This window comes from Streptomyces hebeiensis, assembly GCF_052983195.1.
In genome coordinates this window covers 740,564-762,912 of the sequence record NZ_CM129812.1, presented here as the reverse complement: position 1 = coordinate 762,912, position 22,349 = coordinate 740,564, and the positions used below count along the sequence as shown (strand labels likewise).

21 protein-coding genes, 2 pseudogenes and 1 riboswitch are annotated in these 22,349 nt (G+C 72.8%); of the genes and pseudogenes, 14 read left to right on the top strand and 9 right to left on the bottom strand.

All coding sequences use genetic code 11. The features are described from left to right. Nucleotides 1–2 precede the first annotated feature (2 nt). Nucleotides 3–1,454, bottom strand: a complete 1,452-nt coding sequence (locus tag ACU6P3_RS03210) for an NAD(P)/FAD-dependent oxidoreductase (protein WP_447195814.1) — start codon at nucleotides 1,452–1,454, stop codon at nucleotides 3–5. Further along, the gene (locus ACU6P3_RS03205; RefSeq protein WP_447195813.1) at nucleotides 1,451–2,029 is read right to left on the bottom strand and encodes a TetR/AcrR family transcriptional regulator; all 579 of its coding nucleotides are present in this window, start codon (nucleotides 2,027–2,029) and stop codon (nucleotides 1,451–1,453) included. The genes ACU6P3_RS03210 and ACU6P3_RS03205 overlap by 4 nt, the downstream gene beginning before the upstream one ends. A gap of 303 nt (nucleotides 2,030–2,332) precedes the next feature. Here ACU6P3_RS03205 and ACU6P3_RS03200 point away from each other — a divergent pair. From ACU6P3_RS03200 to ACU6P3_RS03185, 4 genes and pseudogenes are all read left to right on the top strand, one after another. Beyond that, nucleotides 2,333–2,920: pseudogene (locus ACU6P3_RS03200) on the top strand ((2Fe-2S)-binding protein); the annotation flags it as partial. A gap of 119 nt (nucleotides 2,921–3,039) precedes the next feature. Further along, nucleotides 3,040–4,032 (top strand): FAD binding domain-containing protein, encoded by a 993-nt coding sequence (locus tag ACU6P3_RS03195; RefSeq protein ID WP_447195812.1) that lies wholly within the window; start codon nucleotides 3,040–3,042, stop codon nucleotides 4,030–4,032. Beyond that, on the top strand, nucleotides 4,029–6,164 hold the full coding sequence (locus tag ACU6P3_RS03190) for a xanthine dehydrogenase family protein molybdopterin-binding subunit (protein ID WP_447195811.1): 2,136 nt from the start codon (nucleotides 4,029–4,031) through the stop codon (nucleotides 6,162–6,164). The genes ACU6P3_RS03195 and ACU6P3_RS03190 overlap by 4 nt, the downstream gene beginning before the upstream one ends. Beyond that, nucleotides 6,157–7,296 carry an XdhC family protein gene (locus ACU6P3_RS03185; RefSeq protein ID WP_447195810.1) on the top strand — a complete coding sequence of 380 codons (1,140 nt, stop codon included), beginning with the start codon at nucleotides 6,157–6,159 and terminating at the stop codon, nucleotides 7,294–7,296. The genes ACU6P3_RS03190 and ACU6P3_RS03185 overlap by 8 nt, the downstream gene beginning before the upstream one ends. A 116-nt stretch (nucleotides 7,297–7,412) precedes the next feature. On the opposite strand, the gene ulaA is transcribed toward ACU6P3_RS03185, so the two are convergent. The 4 genes from ulaA to ACU6P3_RS03165 form a co-directional block, all read right to left on the bottom strand. Further along, nucleotides 7,413–8,810: a PTS ascorbate transporter subunit IIC gene (gene ulaA / locus ACU6P3_RS03180; RefSeq protein WP_447195809.1), complete on the bottom strand. Its 1,398-nt coding sequence runs from the start codon at nucleotides 8,808–8,810 to the stop codon at nucleotides 7,413–7,415. 140 nt (nucleotides 8,811–8,950) lie between these two features. Further along, a complete protein-coding gene (locus ACU6P3_RS03175) occupies nucleotides 8,951–9,232 on the bottom strand; it encodes a PTS sugar transporter subunit IIB (RefSeq protein WP_344273158.1) in 282 nt (93 codons plus the stop codon). Further along, nucleotides 9,229–9,684 carry a PTS sugar transporter subunit IIA gene (locus ACU6P3_RS03170; RefSeq protein WP_447195808.1) on the bottom strand — a complete coding sequence of 152 codons (456 nt, stop codon included), beginning with the start codon at nucleotides 9,682–9,684 and terminating at the stop codon, nucleotides 9,229–9,231. The genes ACU6P3_RS03175 and ACU6P3_RS03170 overlap by 4 nt, the downstream gene beginning before the upstream one ends. A gap of 55 nt (nucleotides 9,685–9,739) precedes the next feature. Beyond that, nucleotides 9,740–10,468, bottom strand: a complete 729-nt coding sequence (locus ACU6P3_RS03165) for a GntR family transcriptional regulator (RefSeq protein ID WP_447195807.1) — start codon at nucleotides 10,466–10,468, stop codon at nucleotides 9,740–9,742. A gap of 314 nt (nucleotides 10,469–10,782) precedes the next feature. Here ACU6P3_RS03165 and ACU6P3_RS03160 point away from each other — a divergent pair, with 314 nt between their 5' ends. The 6 genes and pseudogenes from ACU6P3_RS03160 to ACU6P3_RS03135 all read left to right on the top strand — a co-directional run bounded on the left by ACU6P3_RS03160 (nucleotide 10,783) and on the right by ACU6P3_RS03135 (nucleotide 16,402). After that, the gene (locus ACU6P3_RS03160; RefSeq protein ID WP_447195806.1) at nucleotides 10,783–11,487 is read left to right on the top strand and encodes an HAD family hydrolase; all 705 of its coding nucleotides are present in this window, start codon (nucleotides 10,783–10,785) and stop codon (nucleotides 11,485–11,487) included. A gap of 222 nt (nucleotides 11,488–11,709) precedes the next feature. Next, a complete protein-coding gene (locus ACU6P3_RS03155) occupies nucleotides 11,710–13,098 on the top strand; it encodes an MFS transporter (protein ID WP_447195805.1) in 1,389 nt (462 codons plus the stop codon). A gap of 269 nt (nucleotides 13,099–13,367) precedes the next feature. Next, nucleotides 13,368–13,593: pseudogene (locus tag ACU6P3_RS03150) on the top strand (cation transporter); the annotation flags it as partial. A 111-nt stretch (nucleotides 13,594–13,704) separates the two neighbouring features. Further along, entirely contained in the window at nucleotides 13,705–14,571 is an 867-nt protein-coding gene (locus ACU6P3_RS03145) for an ABC transporter substrate-binding protein (protein ID WP_447197749.1), read from the top strand. After that, the gene (locus ACU6P3_RS03140) at nucleotides 14,568–15,587 is read left to right on the top strand and encodes an amino acid ABC transporter permease (RefSeq protein WP_447195804.1); all 1,020 of its coding nucleotides are present in this window, start codon (nucleotides 14,568–14,570) and stop codon (nucleotides 15,585–15,587) included. The genes ACU6P3_RS03145 and ACU6P3_RS03140 overlap by 4 nt, the downstream gene beginning before the upstream one ends. Further along, complete coding sequence (locus ACU6P3_RS03135) at nucleotides 15,584–16,402, top strand: amino acid ABC transporter ATP-binding protein (RefSeq protein ID WP_447195803.1); 819 nt, start codon at nucleotides 15,584–15,586, stop codon at nucleotides 16,400–16,402. The genes ACU6P3_RS03140 and ACU6P3_RS03135 overlap by 4 nt, the downstream gene beginning before the upstream one ends. Nucleotides 16,403–16,421: 19 nt before the next feature. Here ACU6P3_RS03135 and ACU6P3_RS03130 read toward each other — a convergent pair whose 3' ends face one another. Together ACU6P3_RS03130 and ACU6P3_RS03125 are read right to left on the bottom strand one after the other, a co-directional pair. Then, a complete protein-coding gene (locus tag ACU6P3_RS03130; RefSeq protein WP_447195802.1) occupies nucleotides 16,422–17,342 on the bottom strand; it encodes a glutathione S-transferase C-terminal domain-containing protein in 921 nt (306 codons plus the stop codon). Nucleotides 17,343–17,518: 176 nt separating this feature from the next. Next, nucleotides 17,519–17,656, bottom strand: coding sequence for a putative leader peptide (locus ACU6P3_RS03125; RefSeq protein ID WP_447195801.1), 138 nt, complete (start codon nucleotides 17,654–17,656; stop codon nucleotides 17,519–17,521). A gap of 36 nt (nucleotides 17,657–17,692) precedes the next feature. After that, nucleotides 17,693–17,839, bottom strand: a riboswitch (SAM riboswitch). 213 nt (nucleotides 17,840–18,052) lie between these two features. Between ACU6P3_RS03125 and ACU6P3_RS03120 the strand changes: the two genes are divergently transcribed. The 4 genes from ACU6P3_RS03120 to ACU6P3_RS03105 all read left to right on the top strand — a co-directional run bounded on the left by ACU6P3_RS03120 (nucleotide 18,053) and on the right by ACU6P3_RS03105 (nucleotide 21,506). Continuing rightward, nucleotides 18,053–18,670 carry a TetR/AcrR family transcriptional regulator gene (locus tag ACU6P3_RS03120; protein WP_447195800.1) on the top strand — a complete coding sequence of 206 codons (618 nt, stop codon included), beginning with the start codon at nucleotides 18,053–18,055 and terminating at the stop codon, nucleotides 18,668–18,670. Between the two features lie 56 nt (nucleotides 18,671–18,726). After that, nucleotides 18,727–19,722 (top strand): DMT family transporter, encoded by a 996-nt coding sequence (locus ACU6P3_RS03115; protein WP_447195799.1) that lies wholly within the window; start codon nucleotides 18,727–18,729, stop codon nucleotides 19,720–19,722. A 100-nt stretch (nucleotides 19,723–19,822) separates the two neighbouring features. After that, a complete protein-coding gene (locus tag ACU6P3_RS03110) occupies nucleotides 19,823–21,160 on the top strand; it encodes a phosphoribosyltransferase family protein (RefSeq protein WP_447195798.1) in 1,338 nt (445 codons plus the stop codon). A gap of 79 nt (nucleotides 21,161–21,239) precedes the next feature. Next, nucleotides 21,240–21,506 (top strand): DUF1876 domain-containing protein, encoded by a 267-nt coding sequence (locus ACU6P3_RS03105; protein WP_037802520.1) that lies wholly within the window; start codon nucleotides 21,240–21,242, stop codon nucleotides 21,504–21,506. A gap of 86 nt (nucleotides 21,507–21,592) precedes the next feature. On the opposite strand, the gene ACU6P3_RS03100 is transcribed toward ACU6P3_RS03105, so the two are convergent. After that, nucleotides 21,593–22,234, bottom strand: coding sequence for an Rv1733c family protein (locus ACU6P3_RS03100; RefSeq protein WP_447195797.1), 642 nt, complete (start codon nucleotides 22,232–22,234; stop codon nucleotides 21,593–21,595). Nucleotides 22,235–22,349: the final 115 nt, after the last annotated feature.

Here is a 22,349-nt window from a genome sequence, read left to right as displayed (position 1 = left end):
CCTCAGTCCTCGTCGCGGCCGTCGGCCCGGTCGCAGCCGTCGTCGGCGTGGTGCCGCGCGCGCAGCGCCTCGACGGCCGCGCCGCAGAAGAATCCCTGGCAGCGGCCGTTCATGGCGCGGGTGCGGCGGCGCAGCCCGTCGAGGTCGCGTGCGGGCACGGGGGCGTGGCAGGCATCCCGGACCTCGCCTTCCGTGACGCGCTCGCAGAAGCAGACGATGGTGCCGTAGGCCGGGTCCCGGGCGATCAGGCCGGCGTTCTGGTAAGGACGCTCGGCGGCCTCGCCGAGGTTGGGCATGCGCGGCGGATCGGGCAGCCGGTCGCGGGCGCGCAGGGGCAGGCCGGCGCCCGCCAGGACGCCACGCGCGTGTTCGGCGATGGCGAGGCCGGCGGACAGCCCGGTGGAGCGGATGCCACCGACGAGGAGGTAGCGCTGCTCGGGGGTCGCTTCGACGAGGTAGTCGCCGTGGTCGATCGCGGCGCGCAGGCCCGCGTAGCTCGCGGTGATCTCCTCGGCCAGCAGCCTGGGCATGAGCCGCTCGCCCTTGCCGAGCAGGAAGTCGTGGCCGCTCTCGGAGGTCGCGGTGTCGGTGCGGTCGGTGAGGTCTTCGGCGGTGGGGCCGAGCATGACGTTCCCGTAGACGGTCGGCGCGATCAGTACGCCCTTGCCGCGGGACGTGGGCACGGGCAGGACGATGGTGTCGACCAGGGGGCGCGCGAGCTTGTCGAAGACGAACAGTTCGCCGCGACGGGGGGTGACGGTGAAGCGGTCGTGGCCGAAGAGCCGGTCGATGTGGTCGGCGCCGAGACCGGCGGCGTTGACGACCCACCGGGCACGGACGTCGCCGGCCGTGGTGATCAGGGTGGTGTGGCCGTCGTCGCGCCGGACGCCGGTGACGGCGTGCCGCAGCAGCAACTCGGCGCCGCGCCGACGGGCGTCGGTGGCCAGGGCCAGATTGGTGGTCCAGGTGCAGATGACGGACTCGTCGGGCACGGTCAGGCCGCCGAGGGCGCCTTCGCCCAGGGCGGGGACGGCGCGGTAGACCTCGTCCGCGTCGACGAGGCGGCAGTGCTCGTAGCCGTTGGCCTCGGCCTTCTCCTTGAGGCGGGGCAGGGCGCCGAGCTCTTCCCGGTCCCAGGCCACCAGCAGGGCGCCGGTGCGTTCGACGGGGATGCCGGTGGCCTCGGCGTAGGCGGACAGCAGGTGGTAGCCGCGGGCGACCAGCCGGGATTCGAGGGTGCCTGGCTCGGCGTCGAAGCCGGTGTGCAGGATGGCGGTGTTGGCCTTGCTGGTGCCGTCGCCGACGTCGGCGCGGGCCTCGAGCAGGGCCACGGTGAGCTCGTGGCCGGACAGCTCCCGTGCGAGGGCCGCGCCGACGATGCCGGCTCCGACGACGGCGACGTCGTACACGTCCGTGCGGGGGTTCTGGGCCCGTCCGGACCGGTGGGCGCTCACCGGTCCGGTGCTCCCGCGCGCAGTCCGTCCATGACGAGGTCCAGCAGCCGGGCGGCGCGCGGTTGCCAGTCCTCGCGGGGGTCGATCTGCCAGAGGCCGGCGATGGCGAGGAAGAAGTCGTCCCCGGTCACGCCGGGCCGGATGGTACCGGCCGCCTCGTTGGCGCGCAGCAGCAGCTCGGCCGCCGCGATCACCGGGGCGGGTCCCGGTTTCGTCAGGTTCCCCGAGGCCATGGCCTGGCGGATCGCGTCCGCGAGACCGGCCTTGGCCATGGCGAACCGGGCGAGGAGGTCCATCCACTCGCGCAGGGCCCGTTCGGGGTCCCGGGTCCTGAGCAACTGGGCAGCGGCGTCGGTGACCTGCTGCATCCCATGGCGGTAGATCTCGAGGACGAGCGCTTCGCGGTTGGGGAAGTTACGGTAGAAGGTGCCCTGCCCGACGCACGCCTTCTTCGCGATCGTGCTCAGCGGGGTGTCGGCGCAGCGCGTCAGCTCCGCCAGGGCCACTTCCAGAATGCGTTCGCGGTTCCGCTGCGCGTCCGAGCGCAGGGGCGCCGCGTCCTTCTTCTGCCGCACTCGTCCTCCTTCGCGGCGAGGCCGGAATTCGACCTTGCTAAGCGGACAGTTGTCCGTTAGGTTTCCCAGTAATGGACAACTGTCCGATTGGGCCACCATAGCGGTGGATGCGGTCGGCGTGGGCGATCGGTGGCGTTCGCGTTACTCGTTCGTATCCTCCGCCCACCCCGTCCGTCCCGCTGTCCCGCGTGGTCCCAGGCCCCGACGTCGCCGCGCGAAGCGGCCTCTCCCCGTATCTGATTCGTTACCGCATGCCGGACCGTCGCCCGTCGGCGTCCCCGGATACGCGAAAGAAGGCTGATCATGCCCCCAGCCCCCTCATCGACGTACAGCGCCATCACTCTGAACATCAACGGCGAGGAGCACGCGCTTTCCGTCGACCACCGCACCACCCTGCTCGACGCACTGCGTGAGCGGCTCGATCTGACCGGTACGAAGAAGGGCTGCGACCAGGGGCAGTGCGGTGCCTGCACGGTCCTGCTCGACGGCCGCCGGACGGTCTCCTGCCTGCAGTTGGCGGTGGCGGCCGAGGGGCGCGAGGTCACCACCATCGAAGGCATGGCCGAGGGCGAGCGGCTGCACCCGGTGCAGCAGGCGTTCCTCGACCTGGACGGCTACCAGTGCGGCTACTGCACGCCGGGCCAGATCTGCTCGGCCGTCGCGGTGATCGAGGAACACGCGGCGGGCTGGCCGAGCGCCGTCACCGACGACGTCCGCCCCGAAGCGGGAGCGCCGGCCCTGACCGCCGACGAGATCCGGGAGCGGATGAGCGGCAACCTGTGCCGCTGTGGCGCGTACGTGTCGATCGTCGAGGCGATCGCCCGGGCGGCGGGGAGCCGGGCGGAAACAGCGGGCCGCCCGGACGGGGCCGGGGTCCGGGCCGCGGAGGCGTCGGGCGGCACGGAGGCCGTGCGGGCGGCGGGCACGGCGGCACGGACCAGGGAGGCGGCGGGCGGCACGGAGGCCGCGCGGGCGGCGGGCACGGCGGCACGGAGCACGGAGGCGGCGGCATGAAAGAGTTCGGATACCGGCGCGCGTCCGACGTCTCCGGCGCGGTCGCTCTGCTCGACGCCGATCCCGAGGCGCGGTTCCTCGGCGGCGGCACCAACCTCGTCGACCTGATGAAGACCGGCGTCGAGCGGCCGGCCCTCCTCGTCGACGTACGCGAACTCCCCCTGGACGGGATCGAGTCGACCGAGGACGGTGCCCTGCGCATCGGCGCGACCGTCACCAACAGCGACCTCGCCGCGCATCCCGAAGTGCGCCGCCGCTACCCGGCGTTGGCGCAGGCGGTGCTGGCCGGCGCCTCCGGGCAACTGCGCAACATGGCCACGGTCGGCGGGAACCTGCTCCAGCGCACCCGCTGCGGCTACTTCACCGACGTGACCAAACCGTGCAACAAGCGCGTTCCCGGCAGCGGTTGTCCCGCGATCGAGGGCGAGCACCACAACCACGCGATCCTGGGCGCCTCCGGCCACTGCGTGGCCGTGCACCCCTCGGACATGGGCGTGGCACTCGCGGCCTTCGACGCGGTCGTCCACTACGAAACGGCCGAAGGACCGGGCGAGTCGCCGCTCACCGAGTTCTACCTGCCCGTGGGGGAGACCCCGCACCTGGAGACCGCCCTGCCGCCGGGCGCGCTGATCACCGGCGTGACCCTGCCGCCCGCCGCCGTCGCGGCCCGCTCGCGCTACCGGAAGGTGCGCGAACGCGCCTCGTACGCCTTCGCCATCGGCTCGATCGCCGCCGCGCTCGACGTCCGGGACGGCGTCGTGCACGATGTCCGCCTGGCCTTCGGCGCGGTCGCGTCCCGCCCGTGGCGGGCCCGCGCGGCCGAGCGCGCGTTGCTCGGGGCGCCGGCCGACGCCGAGACCTTCGCCGCCGCCGCGGACGTGGAACTCGCTGCCGCGGAGCCGCTGCCCCACAATGGATACAAGGTGACACTGATGCGCAACCTCGTGGTGGCCGTGCTGACACAGCTCGCCGAGGAGGCCGCCCGATGACCACCGCACCGATCAGGACCACGCCGGCACAGGGTGCCGTCGGCACCGCGCACACCCGCGTGGAGGGCCGTGACAAGGTCACCGGAGCGGCCCGTTACGCCGGCGAGATCCCGTTCGCCGACCTCGCCCACGGCTGGCTGGTGGTGTCCACCGTCGCCCGCGGCCGGGTGAGTTCGGTGGAGACCGCCCCCGTTCTCGCGATGCCGGGCGTCCTCGCCGTCCTGCACCACGGCAACGCCCCGCGCGTCGAGAGCGACTACATCGGAATACTGGGCAAGCCGGACCCGACCGCCGCGGTCTTCCAGCACGACCGGGTGCCGCATGTGGGATGGCCGGTGGCGATGGTCGTCGCCGAGACGTCCGAGCAGGCCAGGGAAGCCGCCGAAGCCCTCGTGGTGCGCTACGAGGAGGAGCCTCACGACGTGGCGTTCACCGGGGACCACCCGGGCGCGTACACACTGGACGGCTTCATGCCGGCGGTGACGGAGAAGGGCGAGACGGAGCCCGCTCTCGCCGCGTCCGCCGTCGTGGTGGACGAGGAGTACACCACGCCGGAAGAGCACCACGCCATGATGGAGCCGCACGCCGCGACCGCCCGGTGGGACGGCGGCCGGCTGGACGTCGTCGACTCCAACCAGGGCACCGGCTGGATCGCGCTCGAACTCGCAAAGATGTTCTCGCTCGATCCGGCCTCGGTGCGGGTGCGCTCCGAACACATCGGCGGCGGCTTCGGCAGTAAAGGCCTGCGCGCCCACCAGGTGGCGGCCGTGATGGGGACGACCCTCCTCCAGCGCCCCGTCCGCGTCGTCATGACGCGACGTCAGATGTTCTCGTTGACCGGCTACCGGAGCCCCACGGCCCAGCGGGTCCGGCTCGGCGCGGACGCCGACGGACGGCTCCTCGCGCTGGAGCACCGCGCCCTGAGCCTCACCTCGACCGTGCACGAGTTCGTCGAGCCGAGCGCCGGTGTGGCCCGGGTGATGTACGACGCCGACGCCCACCGCACGGCCAATGAGGTCGTACGGCTCGATGTGCCCACACCGACGTTCATGCGCGCGCCGGGCGAGGCACCGGGATCGTTCGCCCTGGAGGCGGCGCTCGACGAACTCGCGGAGAAGTGCGGGATCGACCCGATCGAGCTGCGCGTGCGCAACGAGCCCGACCGGGGGCCCGTCTCCGGGCTGCCGTTCAGCAGCCGCAGGCTGCTCGCCTGCTTCCGGGAGGGCGCCGAGCGGTTCGGCTGGGCGGACCGGGACCCGCGCCCCGGCCTGCGCCGCGAAGGGCGCTGGCTGCTGGGCACCGGTACGGCGGCGGCCTCCTTCGGCGCGGGGGCCGGGCCGTCCACGGCGGCCGTGACGGCGGAGCCCGACGGCTCCTTCACCGTGCGGATCGCCGCGGCGGACATCGGGACCGGGGCCCGCACGGCGCTCACCCTGGTCGCCGCCGACGCGCTGGAGGTGACACCGGACCGGGTCCGGGTGCGGATCGGGGACAGCGACTTCGGACCGGCGATGATCGCGGGCGGCTCGATGGGCACCCGCTCCTGGGCCTGGGCCGTCTCGGCGGCGGCCCGCGAACTGCGCGAACGCCTCGCGCCGGGCGCCGACGTCCCCCCGGAGGGGATCACCGTACGGTCGGACACGTCCGAGGCCGTCGGCGCCCTCGCCAAGAAGGAACGGCACTCCTTCGGGGCGCAGTTCGCCGAGGTCGCCGTGGACACCGGCACCGGCGAGGTCCGCGTACGCCGCATGCTCGGCATCTTCGCGGCGGGTCGGATCGTCAACCCGCTCACGGCGCGCAACCAGCTCGTCGGCGGGATGGCCTGGGGCATCTCCATGGCGCTGCACGAGGAGGCGGTACGGGACCGGGCGACGGGCGGGCACTACGGCGCCGACCTCGCGGGCTACCACGTCGCCACGCACGCCGACGTACCGCGCGTCGAGGCGGACTGGATCGACGACCCCGACCCGGAGGACCCCGTCGGGATCAAGGGCATCGGCGAGATCGGCATCGTGGGCGCGGCGGCGGCCGTCGCCAACGCGGTCTGGCACGCGACCGGTGTACGCCACCGGAGCCTGCCCATCCGGCCCGACCGCGTCCTGCTCGCGGACCCGGGAGCGCCGGATGCTTGACATCGCCGCGGAACTGCGGCGCTGGGCGGCGGAGGACCGGAGCTTCGCGGTCGCGACCGTCGTGGCCGTCGGCGGCAGCGCACCGCGCGGCCCCGGGGCGGCCCTCGCCGTCGACGACGAGGGGACGGTCATCGGCTCGGTCTCCGGCGGCTGCGTGGAGGGAGCGGTGTACGAGCTGTGCGCCGAGGCCCTCCAGGACGGTGGGACCCGCCTCGAACGGTTCGGCTACAGCGACGAGGACGCTTTCGCGGTCGGGCTGACCTGCGGTGGTGTCATCGACATCCTGATCACACCCGTCCGCGCGGACACACCCGCCCGGACGGTGTTCCGCTCGGCGCTGGCCGCCGCGGCCCGGGGCGAGCCGGCGGCCGTCGCCCGGGTCGCCCGGGGGCCCGTCGGCATGCTCGGAAAGGCCCTGTTCGTACGCCCCGACGGGTCGTACGAGGGCGGTCTCGGCGGCGCCGCGGAGCTGGACAGGACGGCGGTCGCCGAGGCCCGGGCCATGCTGGACGGCGGTCGTACCGGCACGGTCGAGATCGGGGAGGACGGCTCGCACTGTCCCGGTGGCCTCACGCTGTTCGTCGAGTCGAGCGTGCCGCCCCCTCGCATGATCGTCTTCGGCGCGATCGACTTCGCCGCGGCGCTCGTGCGGGCCGGCAAATTCCTCGGCCACCATGTGACCGTGTGCGACGCGCGCCCCGTCTTCGCCACCCGGGCGCGCTTCCCGGAGGCGGACGAGATCGTGGTGGACTGGCCGCACCGCTATCTGCGGCGCACCGAGACCGACGGCCGCACGGTCCTGTGCGTGCTCACCCACGACGCCAAGTTCGACGTGCCCCTGTTGGCGGAAGCCCTGCGGATGCCGGTCGCGTTCGTCGGCGCCATGGGCTCGCGCCGTACCCATGCCGACCGCACCCGGAGGCTGCGCGAGGCCGGCGTGGGCGAGCGGGAACTGGCCCGTCTGAGGTCGCCGATCGGCCTTGATCTGGGCGCCCGTACGCCCGAGGAGACCGCCCTGTCGATCGCGGCGGAGATCGTCGCGGCCCGCCGGGGCGGCACCGGCGTGCCACTGACCGGCTCACGGACGCCGATCCACCGTGACACGGGGGAGCGGGGCTCCGCGGCGGCCTGACGGGCGCCCGACGAGACGGACGTGCGGAACGAAGCGGCCCGGCGGTGTGCCGGGCCGCTTCGTCACAGGCGCGCCGCGCGGGCTTCCCGCCCGGGTGCGCCGCTCCGGGAGGACGGTCAGGAGACGGCCCGGCCCTCCTCGGCCTCGGCCGGTGCCTCTTCGGCCTTGCCCGCCGCCCGGCGGGTGGTGACGGCGCTGCCGATGAGGACGGCGGCCAGGGCGCAGACGATCAGGCCGATGACGGCCGCGTGACCGGCCTGGACGGCGCCGCCGAGGAGGAGGCCGGAGACGCCGAAGTCGGCGTCGGAGAAGGTGGAGTTCTGCAGCCCCACATCCCCGAGGAAGGGCAGCACCAGCAGCGGCAGGAACGTGATCAGCAGGCCGTTGGTCAGGGCGCCGAGCACCGCGCCGCGCCGGCCGCCGGTGGCGTTGCCGATGACGCCGGACGCGGCGCCGGTCATGAAGTGGGCGACGATGCCGGGGATGATGATCGTTCCTCCCACGGCGACGAGGACGCCCATGCCGACGAGTCCGCCGACGAAGCTGGACAGGAAGCCGATCAGTACGGCGTTCGGGGCGAAGGTGAAGACGATCGGGACGTCGAGGGCGGGCCTGGCGTTGGGGACCAGCTTCTCGGAGATGCCCTTGAAGGCCGGGATGATCTCGGCGAGGACGACCCGGACACCGGCAAGGATGATGAACACGCCCGCGGAGAACGTGCCCGCCTGCATGACGGCCCACAGCAGGTACCACTGGCCGTCGCTGAGCTTGTCCTCCACGTAGCCGGGTCCGGCCACCAGGGTGACCAGCAGATAGATGACGCCCATGGAGACGGCGATGACGACGGTGGTGTCACGCAGGAACCCGAGACCCTTGGGGATCTTCAGGTCCTCCGTGGACTTCGTGGGGTCGCCGACGAGCTTGCCGACCAGGCCGCTGGTGGCGATGCCGACGTTGCCGGTGTGGCCGAGCGCGACGGTGTCGTTGTTGGTGGCCCTGCGCATCCAGGGCTGCACGAGCGCGGGGGAGAGGGTGGTGACCAGGCCCTGGGCGAGGGCGCCCCAGAGGACGGCCTGCCAGGAGCTGAAGCCGTTGGCGATGAGGATCACGGCGATCATGGCCGCCAGGTACAGGGCGACGTGCCCCGACATGTAGATGAACTTGAACCTGGTGAACCGGGCCAGGAGCACGTTCACGACCATGCCGAAGAAGAAGATCAGCGCGGCCTGCGAGCCGTAGTCGGTGAGGACCTTGCCGACGATGGCCTCGTTGTTGGGCACGACGCCCTGCACACCGAAGGCGTGCTGGAACATCTCGCCGAACGGGGTCAGCGAGCCGGAGACCACTCCGGCGCCCGCCGCCAGGACGAGGAAGCCGACGAACGCCTTGGTCGTCCCCTTGATGGTGTCGGAGACCGACTTGCGTTGCAGCAGCAGGCCCAGCAGGGCGATCAGGCCGACGATGACGGATGGTTCGCGGAATATGTCCAGGAGTTTCTGCAGAACGCTGTTCACTGACAACGCCTCTCTTCGGGCACGACGAGGCCGTGACGTGCGGGGTTGGTGATGTGTGCCGTACTGGGCGGCGTGGGCTCACGGCCGGACGGGCCGGCGGGGCGGTCCGTGAACGACGGTGGGGAAAGCCGGTGCGGCGGTCAGAGGAGGCCGTGGCGGGCGGCCGCGGACTTCACCGCGTCGCGCAGTTCGTCCATGTCGATGATGCTGTTGAGCACGACCACGTCGCCGAGACCTTGGGCCGCGTCCTCCAGATCCTTCGCGACGAAGAACACGTCGGCGCTGCCGGGTCCCGCGGAGCTGATGTCGGAGTGTTCCACAGCGACGTCCGCGAGCCCCAGTTCACGGACGATGGTCTCGATGTTCATGCGCACCATGAAACTGCTGCCGAGTCCGGTGCTGCACATGGCCAGGAACTTCATCGGGTCTCCTCGAACTGAGTGATCAACTTGATGACTTCGGGCGCCGAGGTCGCGTCGCGCAGCGCTTGACGGGTGCCGGCGTCCGACAGGATGCGGGCCAGTGACGCCATGGCGCTCATGTGCGCCTCGGCGTCGACGGCCGCGAAGCAGAAGTAGAGGTCGACGGCGTGGAGCGGGTCGTCGAGCAACGGGGCGGGCTCCGGCAGCCGCAGCATCGACATGGCGGTCCGCACGGCCCCGTTCTCGGGGCGGGCGTGTGCCAGGGCGATGCCGTGGCCCAGATCGATGTACGTTCCGCCGGCCGCGATGGAATCGAGCATCGCCCGGACGTAGTCCGGGGTGATGTCACCGGCCGCCAGCAGCGGCCGGGCGACGCCGGTCACCGCCTCCCGCCAGGTCAGCTCGGACGGGGAGAAGAGTATGCGCTCCTCCGTCAGCAGGTCACTGAGCATGGGTACTCCACACGTTTCACTTCGTACGGTTGGTGATCGGTTCCGTGGCGGGCCGCTACTCGACGTCCGCGACGATGTCGAAGGAGAGCTCCGCGGTCTCGGGGACGAACTTGGACGTGCCGTGGATGACCGGCTTCCCGCCCGGTTCGAAGACGCGTGAGGTGGCCAGCAGCAGCGCCGTCCCCTCGGCCACGTCCAGCAGGCCCGCCTCACGACCGTCACACAGGTGCAGGCCGACCACGATCTCGTTGCGGGCGAGCAACAGGTCGTGGTGCGCACGCAGATAGGCGTACAGGGAGATGGCGGTGAAGTCGGTCGTCAGGACGTCCGGGAAGCGCTCCTCCTCCACGTACGACTCGGCGAGATGATGCACGACTCCGTTGACCCGGCGCAGCCTCTCCAGCCGGACGACCGGTGTGGCCGGGCTGATGTCGAGGAGGGCGGCCAGCCGGGTGCCGGCCCGCGTGCTCTCCTGGGTGAGCACCTCCGAGGTGACGGTGTGGCCCTGGCGGGCGAGCTGGGTGTAGAAGCCGGTCACCTCGTTCACGAACCGCTCGCGGTGTTTGAGGTGGTAGCGCGGGTGGGTCACGAAAGTGCCGCGGCCGTGCTCGCGGACGAGGTGGCCGTCCTGCACCAGTTCGTCGACGGCACGGCGCAGTGTGATGCGGCTCACTTCGTACTCCGCGCACAGCACACTCTCCGCGGGCAGCTGTCCGCCCACGGGGAGATCGCGGATGCGGCGCAGCAGATGGTCGCGCACCCGCGCGTACTTGTGCCCGGCCATCCGTGATCTCCTCATTGAGTTCATGTGTCGTCGAGACGTCATGATGACTACAGCTTGGCGAAAGCGTCAATAGCCGCTACCGAAGCGAAATGTGATCATCGTCCCCTGGGGCTGCGTCGGACTTCGCTCCCGCGCTACCTGGCTGACCTGTGAGGTTCTCATGCCTCCCGATCTCAGGGGTTTGTGCGGAGGCCCCGGCCAGGTTTCCCAAGTCATCATGACGTCATGACCTTTGTGAGTGCGCATCCGGTGGTGCCACCGGGCCGCCGGCATGACACAGTGCGCCCTGGCGCCCTACGACAGCGAGGCCTCCCATGAACACACGTAACACGCCGAACACGCCGAAAACTCCCGCGCGTGGTGTGCCGCGCGACACCCGGCTCGTCATCTTCGACTGCGACGGGGTCCTGGTCGACACCGAACGCACCGGCCCCGCGATCGTGGCGGAGATGGCCCGGGAAGTCGGCTGGCCCCTCACCCCGGCCCTCGTCCGGCAACGCTTCCTCGGCCGCCCCGAGTCGTACCTGTACGAGCAGGTCCGCGCCCACGCCACCGTGCCCGTCGGCCCCGAATGGCTCCGTGACTACCGCGGCAGGGTCCGCGACGCGTTCGCGGCCCGGCCGCTCACCATGCCCGGTGTCGTGGAACTGCTGGACCTCCTCGACCGCCGCCCCCTCCCGTACTGCGTCGCCTCCAGCGGCAGCCACGAACGCATCGCCCACTCCCTGACGGCCACCGGGCTCATGGAGCGGTTCGCCGGCCGTGTGTTCAGTGCCGACGACGTCCCCCTCGGCAAGCCCGCGCCGGACCTCTTCCTCCATGCCGCCCGCAGCCAGGGCTGCCCGCCCGGGAACTGCCTCGTCGTCGAGGACAGCCCCGCGGGTGTGGACGCCGCCCTCGCGGCGGGCATGCCCGTCGTCGGCTACAGCGGAGGGCCCACCGAACCCGAGGTCCTGGCACACGCCACGCACGGTGTCATCGAGGACCTGGCGAACTTGTTCCGCGGCACGCCGGATTGACGTGGTGTCAATCCGTTGACCCTCCCGGGCCGAAACCGACCGGGTGGGACAGAGCCGAGTGGGGCCGGGCCGGGCTCGGCCCCACGGGCTGATGACCGTACCGCGCCGATCGGCCGGTTTCACGGAGAGTCAACGGACCTTCACCGGGCGTCTTGCCATTTCCTCCCGTCCGCCCGAGTATCTGCGGTCGTACTCCGTATTCGCCTCAGAGTGGAGGTAGCGATGCCGGGAGGGACCACGGGCTCGGAAACCGGCCCGGAGACTGGCTCGGAGGCGGGTCCGGAAACGGGCTCGCACGCGGGGCCGGGCCCCAAGGGGGGAGCGGTCACGGGCCGGCGCCGCGCCGCGGACCGGCTGGGGCTGCCGAAGCCCCTGCTCCTCGGCTACGCGGGCCTCCTGCTGTTCATGATCGGTGACGGCGTCGAGTCCGGCTTCATCGCCCCCTACATGGCCGACCACGGAGCCGGCACGGACGTACGGGCCGGATACGTCATCACGGTCTACGGCATCGCCGTCATGCTGGCGTCCTGGTTCTCCGGCGCGCTCTGTCAGGTATGGGGGCCGCGCCGGGTGATGTGGGTGGGGCTCGCGGTCTGGGCCGTCTTCGACGTCGCGTACCTGCTGCTGGCACTGGGCACGGAGAACTTCCCCCTGATGACGCTCTTCTACGGCATCCGGGGGTTCGGCTACCCCCTCTTCGCCTTCGGCTTCCTCGTATGGATCACCAACACGGCGCCGACGGCCAGGCTGGGCACCGCGGTCGGCTGGTTCTACTTCGCCTTCACCGGCGGCCTGCCCACCCTCGGTTCGCTCTGGTCGTCCCTGACGATCCCCGCCGTCGGCCGGCTGGGCACGCTGTGGTCGGCGCTCGTCCTCATCCTCGTCGGTGGCGCGCTCGCCCTGGTCGGCGCGCGCAACAGGCCGGGCGGCGACCGACTGGCGCCGCCCGAGGTCACCACCGGCCAGAGCCTGCGCGAATCCGTCTCCATCATCTGGACGCACCCCCGCGTCCTCGTCGGCTGCCTGGTCCGGATCATCAACACAGCGCCCGAGTTCGGGATGCTGGTGTATCTGCCGCGCATCTTCTCCGACGACGTCGGATTCGGCACGGACAAGTGGCTCCAGCTGCTCGCGATCATCTACGGCACCAACATCTTCTTCAACCTCATCTTCGGCGCCCTCTCCGACCGCATCGGCTGGCGGCCCACCATCGCCGGATTCGGCGCGCTCGGCTGCGCGATCAGCGTCACGACGCTCTATTTCGTGCCGGTCTGGCTGGGGCCCGATCACTACTGGGCCGCCGTGGTGGCCGGCATGCTCTACGGGGCGACCCTGGCCGGGTTCGTGCCCATCTCGGCGCTCATCCCGTCCATGGCACCGGAGAACAAGGGCGGCGCCATGGCCCTGCTCAACCTGGGCGCGGGCGGTGCCGCCTTCGTCGGCCCGGCGATCGCCAGCCTCTTCCTCCCGCTCGTCGGCGCCGGCGGCGTCACCCTGCTCTTCCTGGCCCTGTACCTGGTGGCCTTCCTGCTGACGTTCCTGCTCAAGCTGCCGGAGGAGCCGGCGGGCAAGGCCGCCGCCCGGCGCGCGGCGGGACGGACCGTCGGCTGACCGCCCGGCACCCCTCCACCGGGGCGCACGTACACGTCAACGTTTCGGGACCGGGTGACCACTACCACCGACAGACCCAGGGCGTGTTCCGTAACACGCCCTGGGCGGGGTTCGGTTGCGGGTGTCCGGCCGGTGGCGGGACACCCGGGAGAGAAAGGGGTCGGTATGCGTGTCTCAGGCATGCTCGCGGCGGTGACCGGCATCGCGTGGATGGTGGGAACGACAGCGGCGGCGGGCGCGGTCGGGGCGGTGAGCGCCGGGGACGGGCCGCGGGCCGTCCCCACACCGGCCGCGGTGACGTCGACCGGTCGCTCCCCGGCATCGTCATCGCCGCGCTGTCCCTGGCGATCACGCCGTCCCTGTCGGCCGCCCAGCGCAAGGCCTGGCCGTGAGCTCGGTTCCGCCAGCGCGGTCGCCGACTCCAAGCAGACGCTGCTGTGCACCTACCTGTCCGCCGTCCTGCTCGTCGGCCTGGTGCTGAACGCCACGGCCGGGCCACGGCGTCGTCCCGGGACATCGCCGCCGCTCCGCGGGGGCGGCGGATTTCATGCGACCGCAATGCCGGTGATCTCGACAGCCGCCCCCGCCCGGTGCCACTCTCCCGCCATGCGCCTGATCACCGCTCGCGGGCTCCTTCCCGCGCTGCTCGCCCTCGCCATGGCCGCCACCGCGTGCGCCCCGCAGGAACCGACGCCGTCCGCGGACAGCACGTCCTCGACGGCGTGCGCCCTGGGTGAACTGCCCACCGAGGCACCGGGGAAGCTGACGGTCGGGACGGACAAGCCCGCCTACGCGCCCTGGTTCCAGGACGACGATCCGGCGAGCGGAAAGGGATTCGAATCCGCCGTCGCCCATGCCGTGGCCGAGGAACTCGGTTACGGAAAGGAACAAGTCGTCTGGCAGACCGTGCCGTTCAACAACTCCTTCGCGCCAGGTGACAAAACGTTCGACTTTGACATCAACCAGATCTCCATCAGCGACGCGCGCAAGCGGGCCGTCGATTTCTCCTCCGGTTACTACGACGTGCGCCAGGCCGTCGTCGCCCTGAAGAAGTCCCGGTACGCCACGGCGAAGAGCACGGCGGAACTGCGGGATGCCAAGCTCGGTGCCCAGGTCGGTACCACCAGCCTCGATGTGATCGACGAAACCATCCGGCCGGGCGAGCGGCCCGCCGTGTTCCAGAAGAACGACTACGCCAAGTCCGCGCTGCGCGGCGGCCAGGTCGACGCGATCGTGGTCGACCTGCCGACCGCGTTCTTCATCACCTCGGCCGAGGTCCCGGAGGCGACGGTCGTAGGACAGTTCGCCACCACCACCGGACAGAAGGAACAGTTCGGACTCGTCCTCGACAAGGGCAGTGCCCTCACGCCCTGTGTCACCCGGGCCGTCGACGGACTCCGCGCCGACGGCACACTGGCCGCCCTGGAAAAACGCTGGCTGTCCGACGCCGTGGACGTCCCGGTGCTGACATGACGTCACCGAACGTGTTCCCGCTGGGAAAGGACGACGGACGGGACGACGGACGGGACAACGGACGGGACGACGGCCGGAACGGCCGGCAGGACCCGGCGAGGGACGGCGGAAGCGGCGTCGGGCGGCGCGTCGGGCGAGGCGACCGGCCGGACCGACACGCCGACGAGGACCCGTACACGCCCTCGGCGCGCCGGATCGAGCGCGAACGGTACAAGCGCGCCCGGGCCCGCCGCGCCACGGCGATCGCCGCCCTCTCCACCCTGGTGACGGGCCTCGTCCTCGTCATCCTCGTCACCGGCTCGCCCGGCTGGCAGCGCACCCGGGAGACGTTCCTGAGCGCCGAGTACGCCCGGATGGCGCTGCCCAAGGTCCTGGAAGGGCTGCTGCTCAACCTGCGCCTGCTGGCGGTGTGCGGCCTGTGCGTCCTGGTGCTCGGACTGTTGCTGGCCGTCGCCCGCACCCTGCGCGGCCCGGTCTTCTTCCCCCTGCGGGCGCTGGCCGTCGCCTACACCGACTTCTTCCGCGGACTGCCGCTGATCATCTGCCTGCTGATGGTGGTCTTCGGCGTGCCGGCGCTGCGGCTCCAAGGCGTCACCACCGACCCGGTGCTGCTCGGCGGGACGGCCCTCGTGCTGACGTACTCCGCCTACGTCGCCGAGGTGTTCCGGGCCGGTATCGAGTCCGTGCACCCCTCCCAGCGGGCGGCGGCCCGCTCGCTGGGGCTCTCCCGTGCCAGGACCCTGCGGTACGTGGTGCTGCCGCAGGCCGTACGGCGGGTGATTCCACCGCTCCTCAACGACCTGGTCTCGCTCCAGAAGGACACCGGCCTCGTCTCGATCGCCGGTGCGGTCGACGCCGTGTACGCGGCACAGATCATCGCCGGGAAACACTTCAACTACACGCCGTACGTGGTGGCGGGCCTCGTCTTCGTCGCGCTGACCATCCCGATGACCCGCTTCACCGACTGGGTCACGACTCGCACGGAGCGCCGGCGCGCACAGGGAGGAACGGTATGACGGGCGATCAGGATCCGGTGCTGCGCCTGGAGTCGGTACGCAAGACCTTCGGCGGCACCCGCCCGGGCCGCCGGGCCGGCCGCGGTGGCGGGGCCGGCGGAGCCGACGGCGGCGGCCGGGTCGTCCTGCGGGACGTCTCGCTCGACGTGCCCCCGCACACCGTGACGGCGCTGATCGGCGCGTCCGGCTCGGGCAAGTCGACCTTGCTGCGCTGTGCCAACCTGCTGGAGGAGGTCGACGACGGCGCGATCTTCCTGGACGGCGAGGAGATCACCGCCCCAGGGGTCGATCCGGACGCGGTGCGCCGCCGTATCGGCGTGGTGTTCCAGTCGTACAACCTCTTCCCGCACATGACGGTGCTGGAGAACGCCACTCTCGCGCCGCGCCGCGTGCTCGGCCTCCCGCGCGCGGAGGCCGAGGACCGGGCGCGGGAACTGCTGGCACGTCTCGGCCTCGGCGACCGGTCGGGGGAGTACCCCGACCGGCTCAGCGGCGGACAGCAGCAGCGGGCGGCGATCGTCCGGGCCCTGGCCGTACGGCCCCGGCTGCTGCTCCTGGACGAGATCACCGCGGCGCTCGATCCCGAACTGGTCGGTGAGGTGCTCTCGGTCGTACGGGACCTCAAGGAGGACGGCATGACGATGGTGCTGGCCACCCACGAGATGGGCTTCGCCCGGGAGATCGCCGATCAGGTGTGCTTCCTGGACGGCGGCGTGGTACTGGAACGAGGCACGCCGGCACGGGTCTTCGGTGAACCGCGGCACGAGCGGACGCGGCGCTTCCTGCGCCGGATCGTGGCGGCGGGCCGGCTCTGAGCGGGCCGGCCTCCAAGGGTCAGACCGGGCCGAGGATCCCCGGCAGCGTCACAGCCGCGCCCGACGACAGCGGGGCGTCGCAGGTGCGGCGGTGCAGACGGGCCATGTCGTCCGGGCGGAAGGCGGCCTGGAAGGCCGGGTGGCCGTACAGCCGTCGTACGTAGGCCCACAGCCGCTCGTACCGGCCGATGTCCTGTGCGGTTCCGGCGTCCAGGTGGAGCCGCTGCACGCCGTCGAGGTGCACCAGCGCCACCCAGACGTCCACGTCCGCGGCCGTGAGGTGGCCGCCCGCCGCGTACGGTCCCCGCGTCAGCCGTGCCTCGAGCAGGTCCAGCGCCGCGAGCAGTGTCCGGCGGGCCTCGTCCCGGCCCGGTCGCGCCGCCGCCGCGCACGCCCGCTGGGCCGCCCGCGTGACGTCCTCGTCGAGCAGCGCACGGACGGCCTCGATCTCCGTCAGGAGGGCGGGGGGACGCAGGTCCGCGGCCCGGCCGACGCGGTCGCCGACCTGGTCGACGAGGTCGCGCAGGATGTCGGGGGTGTGGTTGCTGACGACGCGTCCGCTCCACCGGTCGCACAGCGCGGGCACGGTCAGCGGACCGTCGTAGCGGTGCCGGGTGGCCTCGTACGCCCGGCGCAGCCCGGCGAGCGGACCGGGGGCGTCGGCCTCGGCGGGCAGCGTGAGGACCGTGGTGGTGACCGCGTCCCCGAGCCCGAGCAGGCCGAGGGTGAGCGCGACGCGCAGCGAGCGCGGACAGCCGGCCGAGAGATACAGGTGGTAGCGGCGCGGCGCCGGGTAGAACCCGCCGGCCCGGTCGTCCCCGATCCGGCTGCGGAAGGGGACGGAGGCGGGAGTGGGGCGGGCGGAGGGTGTCGTGTGCGGACAGGGCGGGGCCGGCTTGCGCGGGTGCGTGGTGGTCCTGGGCGCGGTGGTCGGGGGCATGGCTCTCCAAGAGGTGGTGGAGGGACCCCGGTGACAAACGGCGGCACCGGTGGGCGGACGGGCATAGTGAAAGGACCCCTAAGGGGGCGGGCAGGCCGAAGCGGGCCCCGTGGGCAGTGGCTGATCGGTGGCCCGGCGGCCACCGGTCCTTCGCGGACGTGTGGCCGGGGACGTCCCTAACGGGCGGAAACGCAGGCGCTGCTGACGCGCAGCAGGTCGATGTGCAGACGCCGCGTCAGAAGGAGGGAACGGGGCACGCGGGAGCGCCGGTGACACCGTGGCGCGTCCGCTCTCGCGCCGGCACTCCTGGGCATCTCACCGGTCCCACCGTCGGGGGCTCGCGGGACGCGAGACCGAGCTTGTCCCGCCACTCCGGCGGGGCCTGGTCGTCACCCGGGGCACCCCGTCGCGGTGGAAGGGTTGCCCGTCAGCGGGCCGGGGCCGATGACCCGCACGAGCAGAAAACTCCTGCGCGGCGGGCGCTGACAATCGTGACCGTCCACAACAGTCTGATCGCGCTCCGCGAGACCGTCAAGGGAGGCGTCGGCGCCCGACGGGGCGTGCGTCCGGCGCGGCGCTTCCGCCCCCGGGACCGTGCCGTCAGGGAACAGCGAGGTTGTCGGGACAGACCGGTCTACCTAGTATGGCGCGGAGGCGGAGGGCCGTACACGGACGTACGGGTCAGGACGAACGCACGGGACAGGAGGGGCATGACGGAGACCGGTGCGGCACCCGCGCGGCCGACCCGGCGGGGCGGCGCGCGTGCGCGGCTGCTCGCCGCCGCGGCGCGCCGTTTCTACGCGGACGGGGTGACGGCCACGGGGATCGACACGATCACCGCCGAGGCCGGCGTCGCGAAGATGAGCCTCTACAACAACTTCTCCTCGAAGGCCGAACTCGTCAGGGCCTACCTCGAGGCCAGGCACGAGGAGTGGCTGGGACTGTACCGGCGACGGCTGGAACGGGCCGACGGCCCCCGCGCGAGGGTGCTCGCCGTCTTCGACGCGTACTCCGACCACGCGGCGCTCGCGTACGAGCACGGCTTCCGGGGCTGCGGGCTGCTCAACGCGGCCGCCGAACTGCCGGCCGGCGACCCGGGGCGGGACGCGGTGCGCCGCCACAAGGAAGAGGTCGAGGAACTGCTCGCCGGCCACCTGCGCGGCCTGCGGCCCGACCGGCGCAGCGAGAGCGACGCGATCGCGGAGCACCTGTCGTTCCTGCTGGAAGGCGCGGTGGCACGGGCCGGTCTCGAGGGGGACGGGGCCCGCCTGCGGCGGGCGCGGGCGCTGGCCGCCTCCGTGGTGGACGCCTGGGCCGGGACCCGGTGACCGGGGCGGGGACGGGCCCGCACCCGTCGCGCGGCGGCGGAGCGGGCGCCGCGTGCGTGCTCGCGGCCTCGGTGCTGTGGGGCACCACCGGAACCGCGGCCACCTTCGCCCCGGCCGTCGGCCCGCTCGCGATCGGGGCCGTGGCGATGGGGCTGGGCGGACTGCTCCAGGCCGTCACCGCCGCCCGGCCGATCACGCGGGACCGGGCCGCCCTGCGCGCGCGGCGCGGCCTCGTCCTGCTCGGCGCGGTGGCGGTGGCGGTCTACCCCCTCGCGTTCTACACCTCCATGCGGCTGGCCGGGGTCGCGGTGGGGACGGTCGTGTCGATCGGCGCCGCCCCGCCCGCCGCCGCGCTGGTCGAACGCCTCGTGGACCGCCGTCGGCTGACGGCCCGTTGGGCCGCCGGTGCCGGGCTCGGCCTGCTCGGCGTCGTCCTGCTGTGCGCCGCCGAGGCCGCCCGGGCGCACCCGGGCGCGGGGGCCGGGTCCGGGTCCGGCGCGAGGACCGTCCTCGGGGTGGGCCTCGGCCTGGTCGCCGGTGTCACCTACGCCGTCTACTCCTGGGCGGCGCACCGTCTCATCAGCGGGGGTACGGCGTCCCGCGCCGCGATGGGCGCGGTCTTCGGGCTGGGCGGCCTGCTGCTCCTGCCGGTCCTGGTGGTCACCGGCGCACCGCTGCTGGCGTCCTGGTCCCATGCCGCCGTCGGCGCGTACATGGCCCTGGTGCCCATGTTCGCGGGATACGTCCTGTTCGGCTGGGGGCTGGCGCGGGTGACCGCGACCACCGCGACGACGCTGTCGCTCCTGGAACCCGCCGTCGCCGCCGTCCTCGCCGTCGTGGTCGTCGGGGAGCGCCTGCCCGCGCTGGGCTGGGCCGGAGTCGCCCTCGTCGTCGGCTGCCTCGCCGTCCTGACCGCCCCCGCGCGACCGGTACGCCGCCCCGCCCGCGCCGTACGCCCCTCGCGTGGGGCACCGCCCGTTCCCTCCGTGCGACCGGTGAACGGCGACGTCGGCCCGGCCCCGGTGGCAGCGGGCCGGGAACCGCCGGAATAGGTCATTCCACCTCTTGCCCTCCGCCTCTTACGCTCCGCGCGTTTTCGAGGTGGACTGGAAGAGGAAGCCTGACAGCTCGGCCTCGGGAGAGGAGGCGGGCATGCGTTTCTCCGACCGCACCGCCGCCGGGAGGCGGCTCGCCGACGAAGTGAGGCGGCTGCGCCTCGACGATCCCGTTGTCCTGGGACTGCCGCGGGGCGGCGTACCGGTGGCCTACGAGGTGGCCCGGGCCCTCGACGCGCCCCTGGACGTGATCGTGGTCCGCAAACTCGGCGTGCCGGCCCGGCCGGAACTCGGATTCGGCGCCATCGGCGAGGGCGGCGTCAGCATCCTGAACGAGAGCGTGGTCATGGCCGCCCGCGTAGGCGCCCGCGAGCGCACCGCGGTGGAGCGGGCGGAGCGGGCCGCGCTGGAACGGCGCCTCGAGCACTACCGGGGCGAGCGCCCCGCGGTGGAACTCGTCGGCCGGACGGCGCTGATCGTGGACGACGGGATCGCCACCGGCTCCACCGCGTCCGCCGCCTGCCAGGTGGCGCGGGCGCGGGGCGCGGACCGGGTGGTGCTGGCCGTGCCGGTGGCGCCGCCCGAGGCGCTGGCCGCCCTGGACCGGGAGACCGACGCGCTGGTCTGCCTGTCCTCGCCCGACCGGCTGGGCTCGGTCGGACAGTGGTACGACGACTTCTCGCAGACCGATGACGCGGAAGTCGCCGAGCTGCTGGCCGAGAACGCGCGGACCGTGGGTCACGGCGCGCGCCGTGACCCGCCGGCCGTCGACGCGGAGGTCACCATCGGCGCCGGATGGGTCGGCCTCCCCGGACACCTGGTCCTGCCGTACGGGGCGCCGGGCGTCGTGGTCTTCGCCCACGGCAGTGGCAGCAGCCGGCACAGCCCGCGCAACCAGGCGGTGGCCACGGAACTGAACCGGGCCGGTCTCGGCACCCTGCTGTTCGACCTGCTGACCCCCGACGAGGCGTTCGACCGGGGCAACGTCTTCGACATCCGGCTGCTGGCCGAGCGGCTGGGCCGGGCCACCGCGTGGCTGCGCCACGAGCACCCGGTGCCGGTCTGCTACTTCGGTGCCAGTACCGGCGCCGCGGCCGCGCTCGCGGCCGCCGCGGAGCCGGCCGCGGAGATCGCGGCCGTGGTCAGCAGGGGCGGCCGGCCCGATCTCGCGGGGGAGCACCTGGCCGCCGTCCGCGCGCCCACCCTGCTCGTCGTGGGCAGCGCCGACCTCCAGGTCGTGGAGCTGAACCGGTCGGCGGCCGAGCGGCTGCGCTGCGAGCACCGGCTGGCGCTGGTCCCCGGGGCCACCCACCTGTTCGAGGAGCCCGGGGCGATCGAGGCGGTGGGGGAACTGGCCCGTGGCTGGTTCCTGGACCACCTGCCCCCGTCCGGCACGGTGGGTCTCGGGGAGACCCGGTACGACCGCTCGGTCTGACCGGCCCGCGTTCCGGCGCCCGTCCGGGTCGGCGGAAAAGTGGAAGGATGAGAAGAGAGTCCCTTTTGGGGAGGCAGTCATGCAGTCCAAGCAGTGGAACGCGCAGATCGACATCACGGAGGACGGCGACGAGACGCGGGCCCGTGCCGTCCTGAACACCGGGGAGACGTCCCACGTCGTGGGCAGGGGTGTCGCGCGCCGCAACCCCGTCGACCGTACGGTTCCCGAGATCGGCGACGAACTCGCCGCCAGCCGGGCCCTGGAGGACCTCGCCATCCGCCTGCACGACGTCGCTTCCGACGACATCGTGCAGCTCGCGGGGCCCGCCGACACCGCCCTCAGATGACCGACGACCCGGGCCCGGCGGTCAGCGGCCTCCGCGGCCGGTGACGGGGCCCGGCGTCGGGCCCGGCGGCTGGGTGGCGGCCGACGTCAGGCGCGGTGGGACCAGTGGGGTTCGACCCGCGCCCACTCCTTCTCCCACCGCGCGCAGTCCCGGTGGTCCAACGACCGGCGGACGGCGGCGCGGACACAGGCGGCGAGCCCGACCGCCCCGCCGGCTGCCGTCACCCCCGTTGCCACGCCGGAGAACAGCGTCACGGCGGGCCCGGGGCTCGACGGTGGCGCCACGACCTTCTCCGTCCTGTCGTCCACCCAGATGTGCACTTGCCGGCCCTTCCGCAGCCCCGCCGCTACCGCGGCCGTACCGTGGTGCGTGCCGTCCGCCGCCGTCCAGCGGACCGGTGCGCCGGCGAGCGCGACGCCCGGCCCCGCGATCGGGGCGGACCCACCGGCGTCGCCGGTGAGGACCGCTGTCACCCGGTGCCGGTCCGCGCTCCGGCTCCGGGTGACAGCCTGGTAGTGGTCGTACGTCGCCGCCCCGGCGGCCCACCCCGCGGCCGGTACGCCGATCACCAGAGCGGCGGCGATCAACAGGTCCACCCAGATCCGCAGCCAGTCGGAGAGCCGCAGGAGCGGATTGGCCCGATGCCCGTACGGCGACAGCTTCCCCAGCCGTCCCGTGTGGTGGTGCGGGTGTGGCCTCGGATGCTGGTACGGGTGCGGCAATCTCATGGTCCGTCCCGCCTTCCGGGAGCGCCCTGCCCTCCCCCTACAGACCATGATGCCGCGCTTCGCGGGCCGAGGAACGTCGCCGTGCGCACCGTTCGAGCCGTGCGCGTTGTCCGAC

What these genes read in the sequence shown, in the direction of transcription:
- ACU6P3_RS03195 (WP_447195812.1), top strand. Translation starts at nt 3,040, where the DNA reads ATGAAAGAGTTCGGATACCGGCGCGCGTCCGACGTCTCCGGCGCGGTC.
- ACU6P3_RS03190 (WP_447195811.1), top strand. Translation starts at nt 4,029, where the DNA reads ATGACCACCGCACCGATCAGGACCACGCCGGCACAGGGTGCCGTCGGC.
- ACU6P3_RS03185 (WP_447195810.1), top strand. Translation starts at nt 6,157, where the DNA reads ATGCTTGACATCGCCGCGGAACTGCGGCGCTGGGCGGCGGAGGACCGG.
- ACU6P3_RS03175 (WP_344273158.1), bottom strand. Translation starts at nt 9,232, where the DNA reads ATGAAGTTCCTGGCCATGTGCAGCACCGGACTCGGCAGCAGTTTCATG.
- ACU6P3_RS03170 (WP_447195808.1), bottom strand. Translation starts at nt 9,684, where the DNA reads ATGCTCAGTGACCTGCTGACGGAGGAGCGCATACTCTTCTCCCCGTCC.
- ACU6P3_RS03165 (WP_447195807.1), bottom strand. Translation starts at nt 10,468, where the DNA reads ATGGCCGGGCACAAGTACGCGCGGGTGCGCGACCATCTGCTGCGCCGC.
- ACU6P3_RS03160 (WP_447195806.1), top strand. Translation starts at nt 10,783, where the DNA reads ATGAACACACGTAACACGCCGAACACGCCGAAAACTCCCGCGCGTGGT.
- ACU6P3_RS03155 (WP_447195805.1), top strand. Translation starts at nt 11,710, where the DNA reads ATGCCGGGAGGGACCACGGGCTCGGAAACCGGCCCGGAGACTGGCTCG.
- ACU6P3_RS03145 (WP_447197749.1), top strand. Translation starts at nt 13,705, where the DNA reads ATGCGCCTGATCACCGCTCGCGGGCTCCTTCCCGCGCTGCTCGCCCTC.
- ACU6P3_RS03140 (WP_447195804.1), top strand. Translation starts at nt 14,568, where the DNA reads ATGACGTCACCGAACGTGTTCCCGCTGGGAAAGGACGACGGACGGGAC.
- ACU6P3_RS03135 (WP_447195803.1), top strand. Translation starts at nt 15,584, where the DNA reads ATGACGGGCGATCAGGATCCGGTGCTGCGCCTGGAGTCGGTACGCAAG.
- ACU6P3_RS03130 (WP_447195802.1), bottom strand. Translation starts at nt 17,342, where the DNA reads ATGCCCCCGACCACCGCGCCCAGGACCACCACGCACCCGCGCAAGCCG.
- ACU6P3_RS03125 (WP_447195801.1), bottom strand. Translation starts at nt 17,656, where the DNA reads ATGCCCAGGAGTGCCGGCGCGAGAGCGGACGCGCCACGGTGTCACCGG.
- ACU6P3_RS03120 (WP_447195800.1), top strand. Translation starts at nt 18,053, where the DNA reads ATGACGGAGACCGGTGCGGCACCCGCGCGGCCGACCCGGCGGGGCGGC.
- ACU6P3_RS03110 (WP_447195798.1), top strand. Translation starts at nt 19,823, where the DNA reads ATGCGTTTCTCCGACCGCACCGCCGCCGGGAGGCGGCTCGCCGACGAA.
- ACU6P3_RS03105 (WP_037802520.1), top strand. Translation starts at nt 21,240, where the DNA reads ATGCAGTCCAAGCAGTGGAACGCGCAGATCGACATCACGGAGGACGGC.
- ACU6P3_RS03100 (WP_447195797.1), bottom strand. Translation starts at nt 22,234, where the DNA reads ATGAGATTGCCGCACCCGTACCAGCATCCGAGGCCACACCCGCACCAC.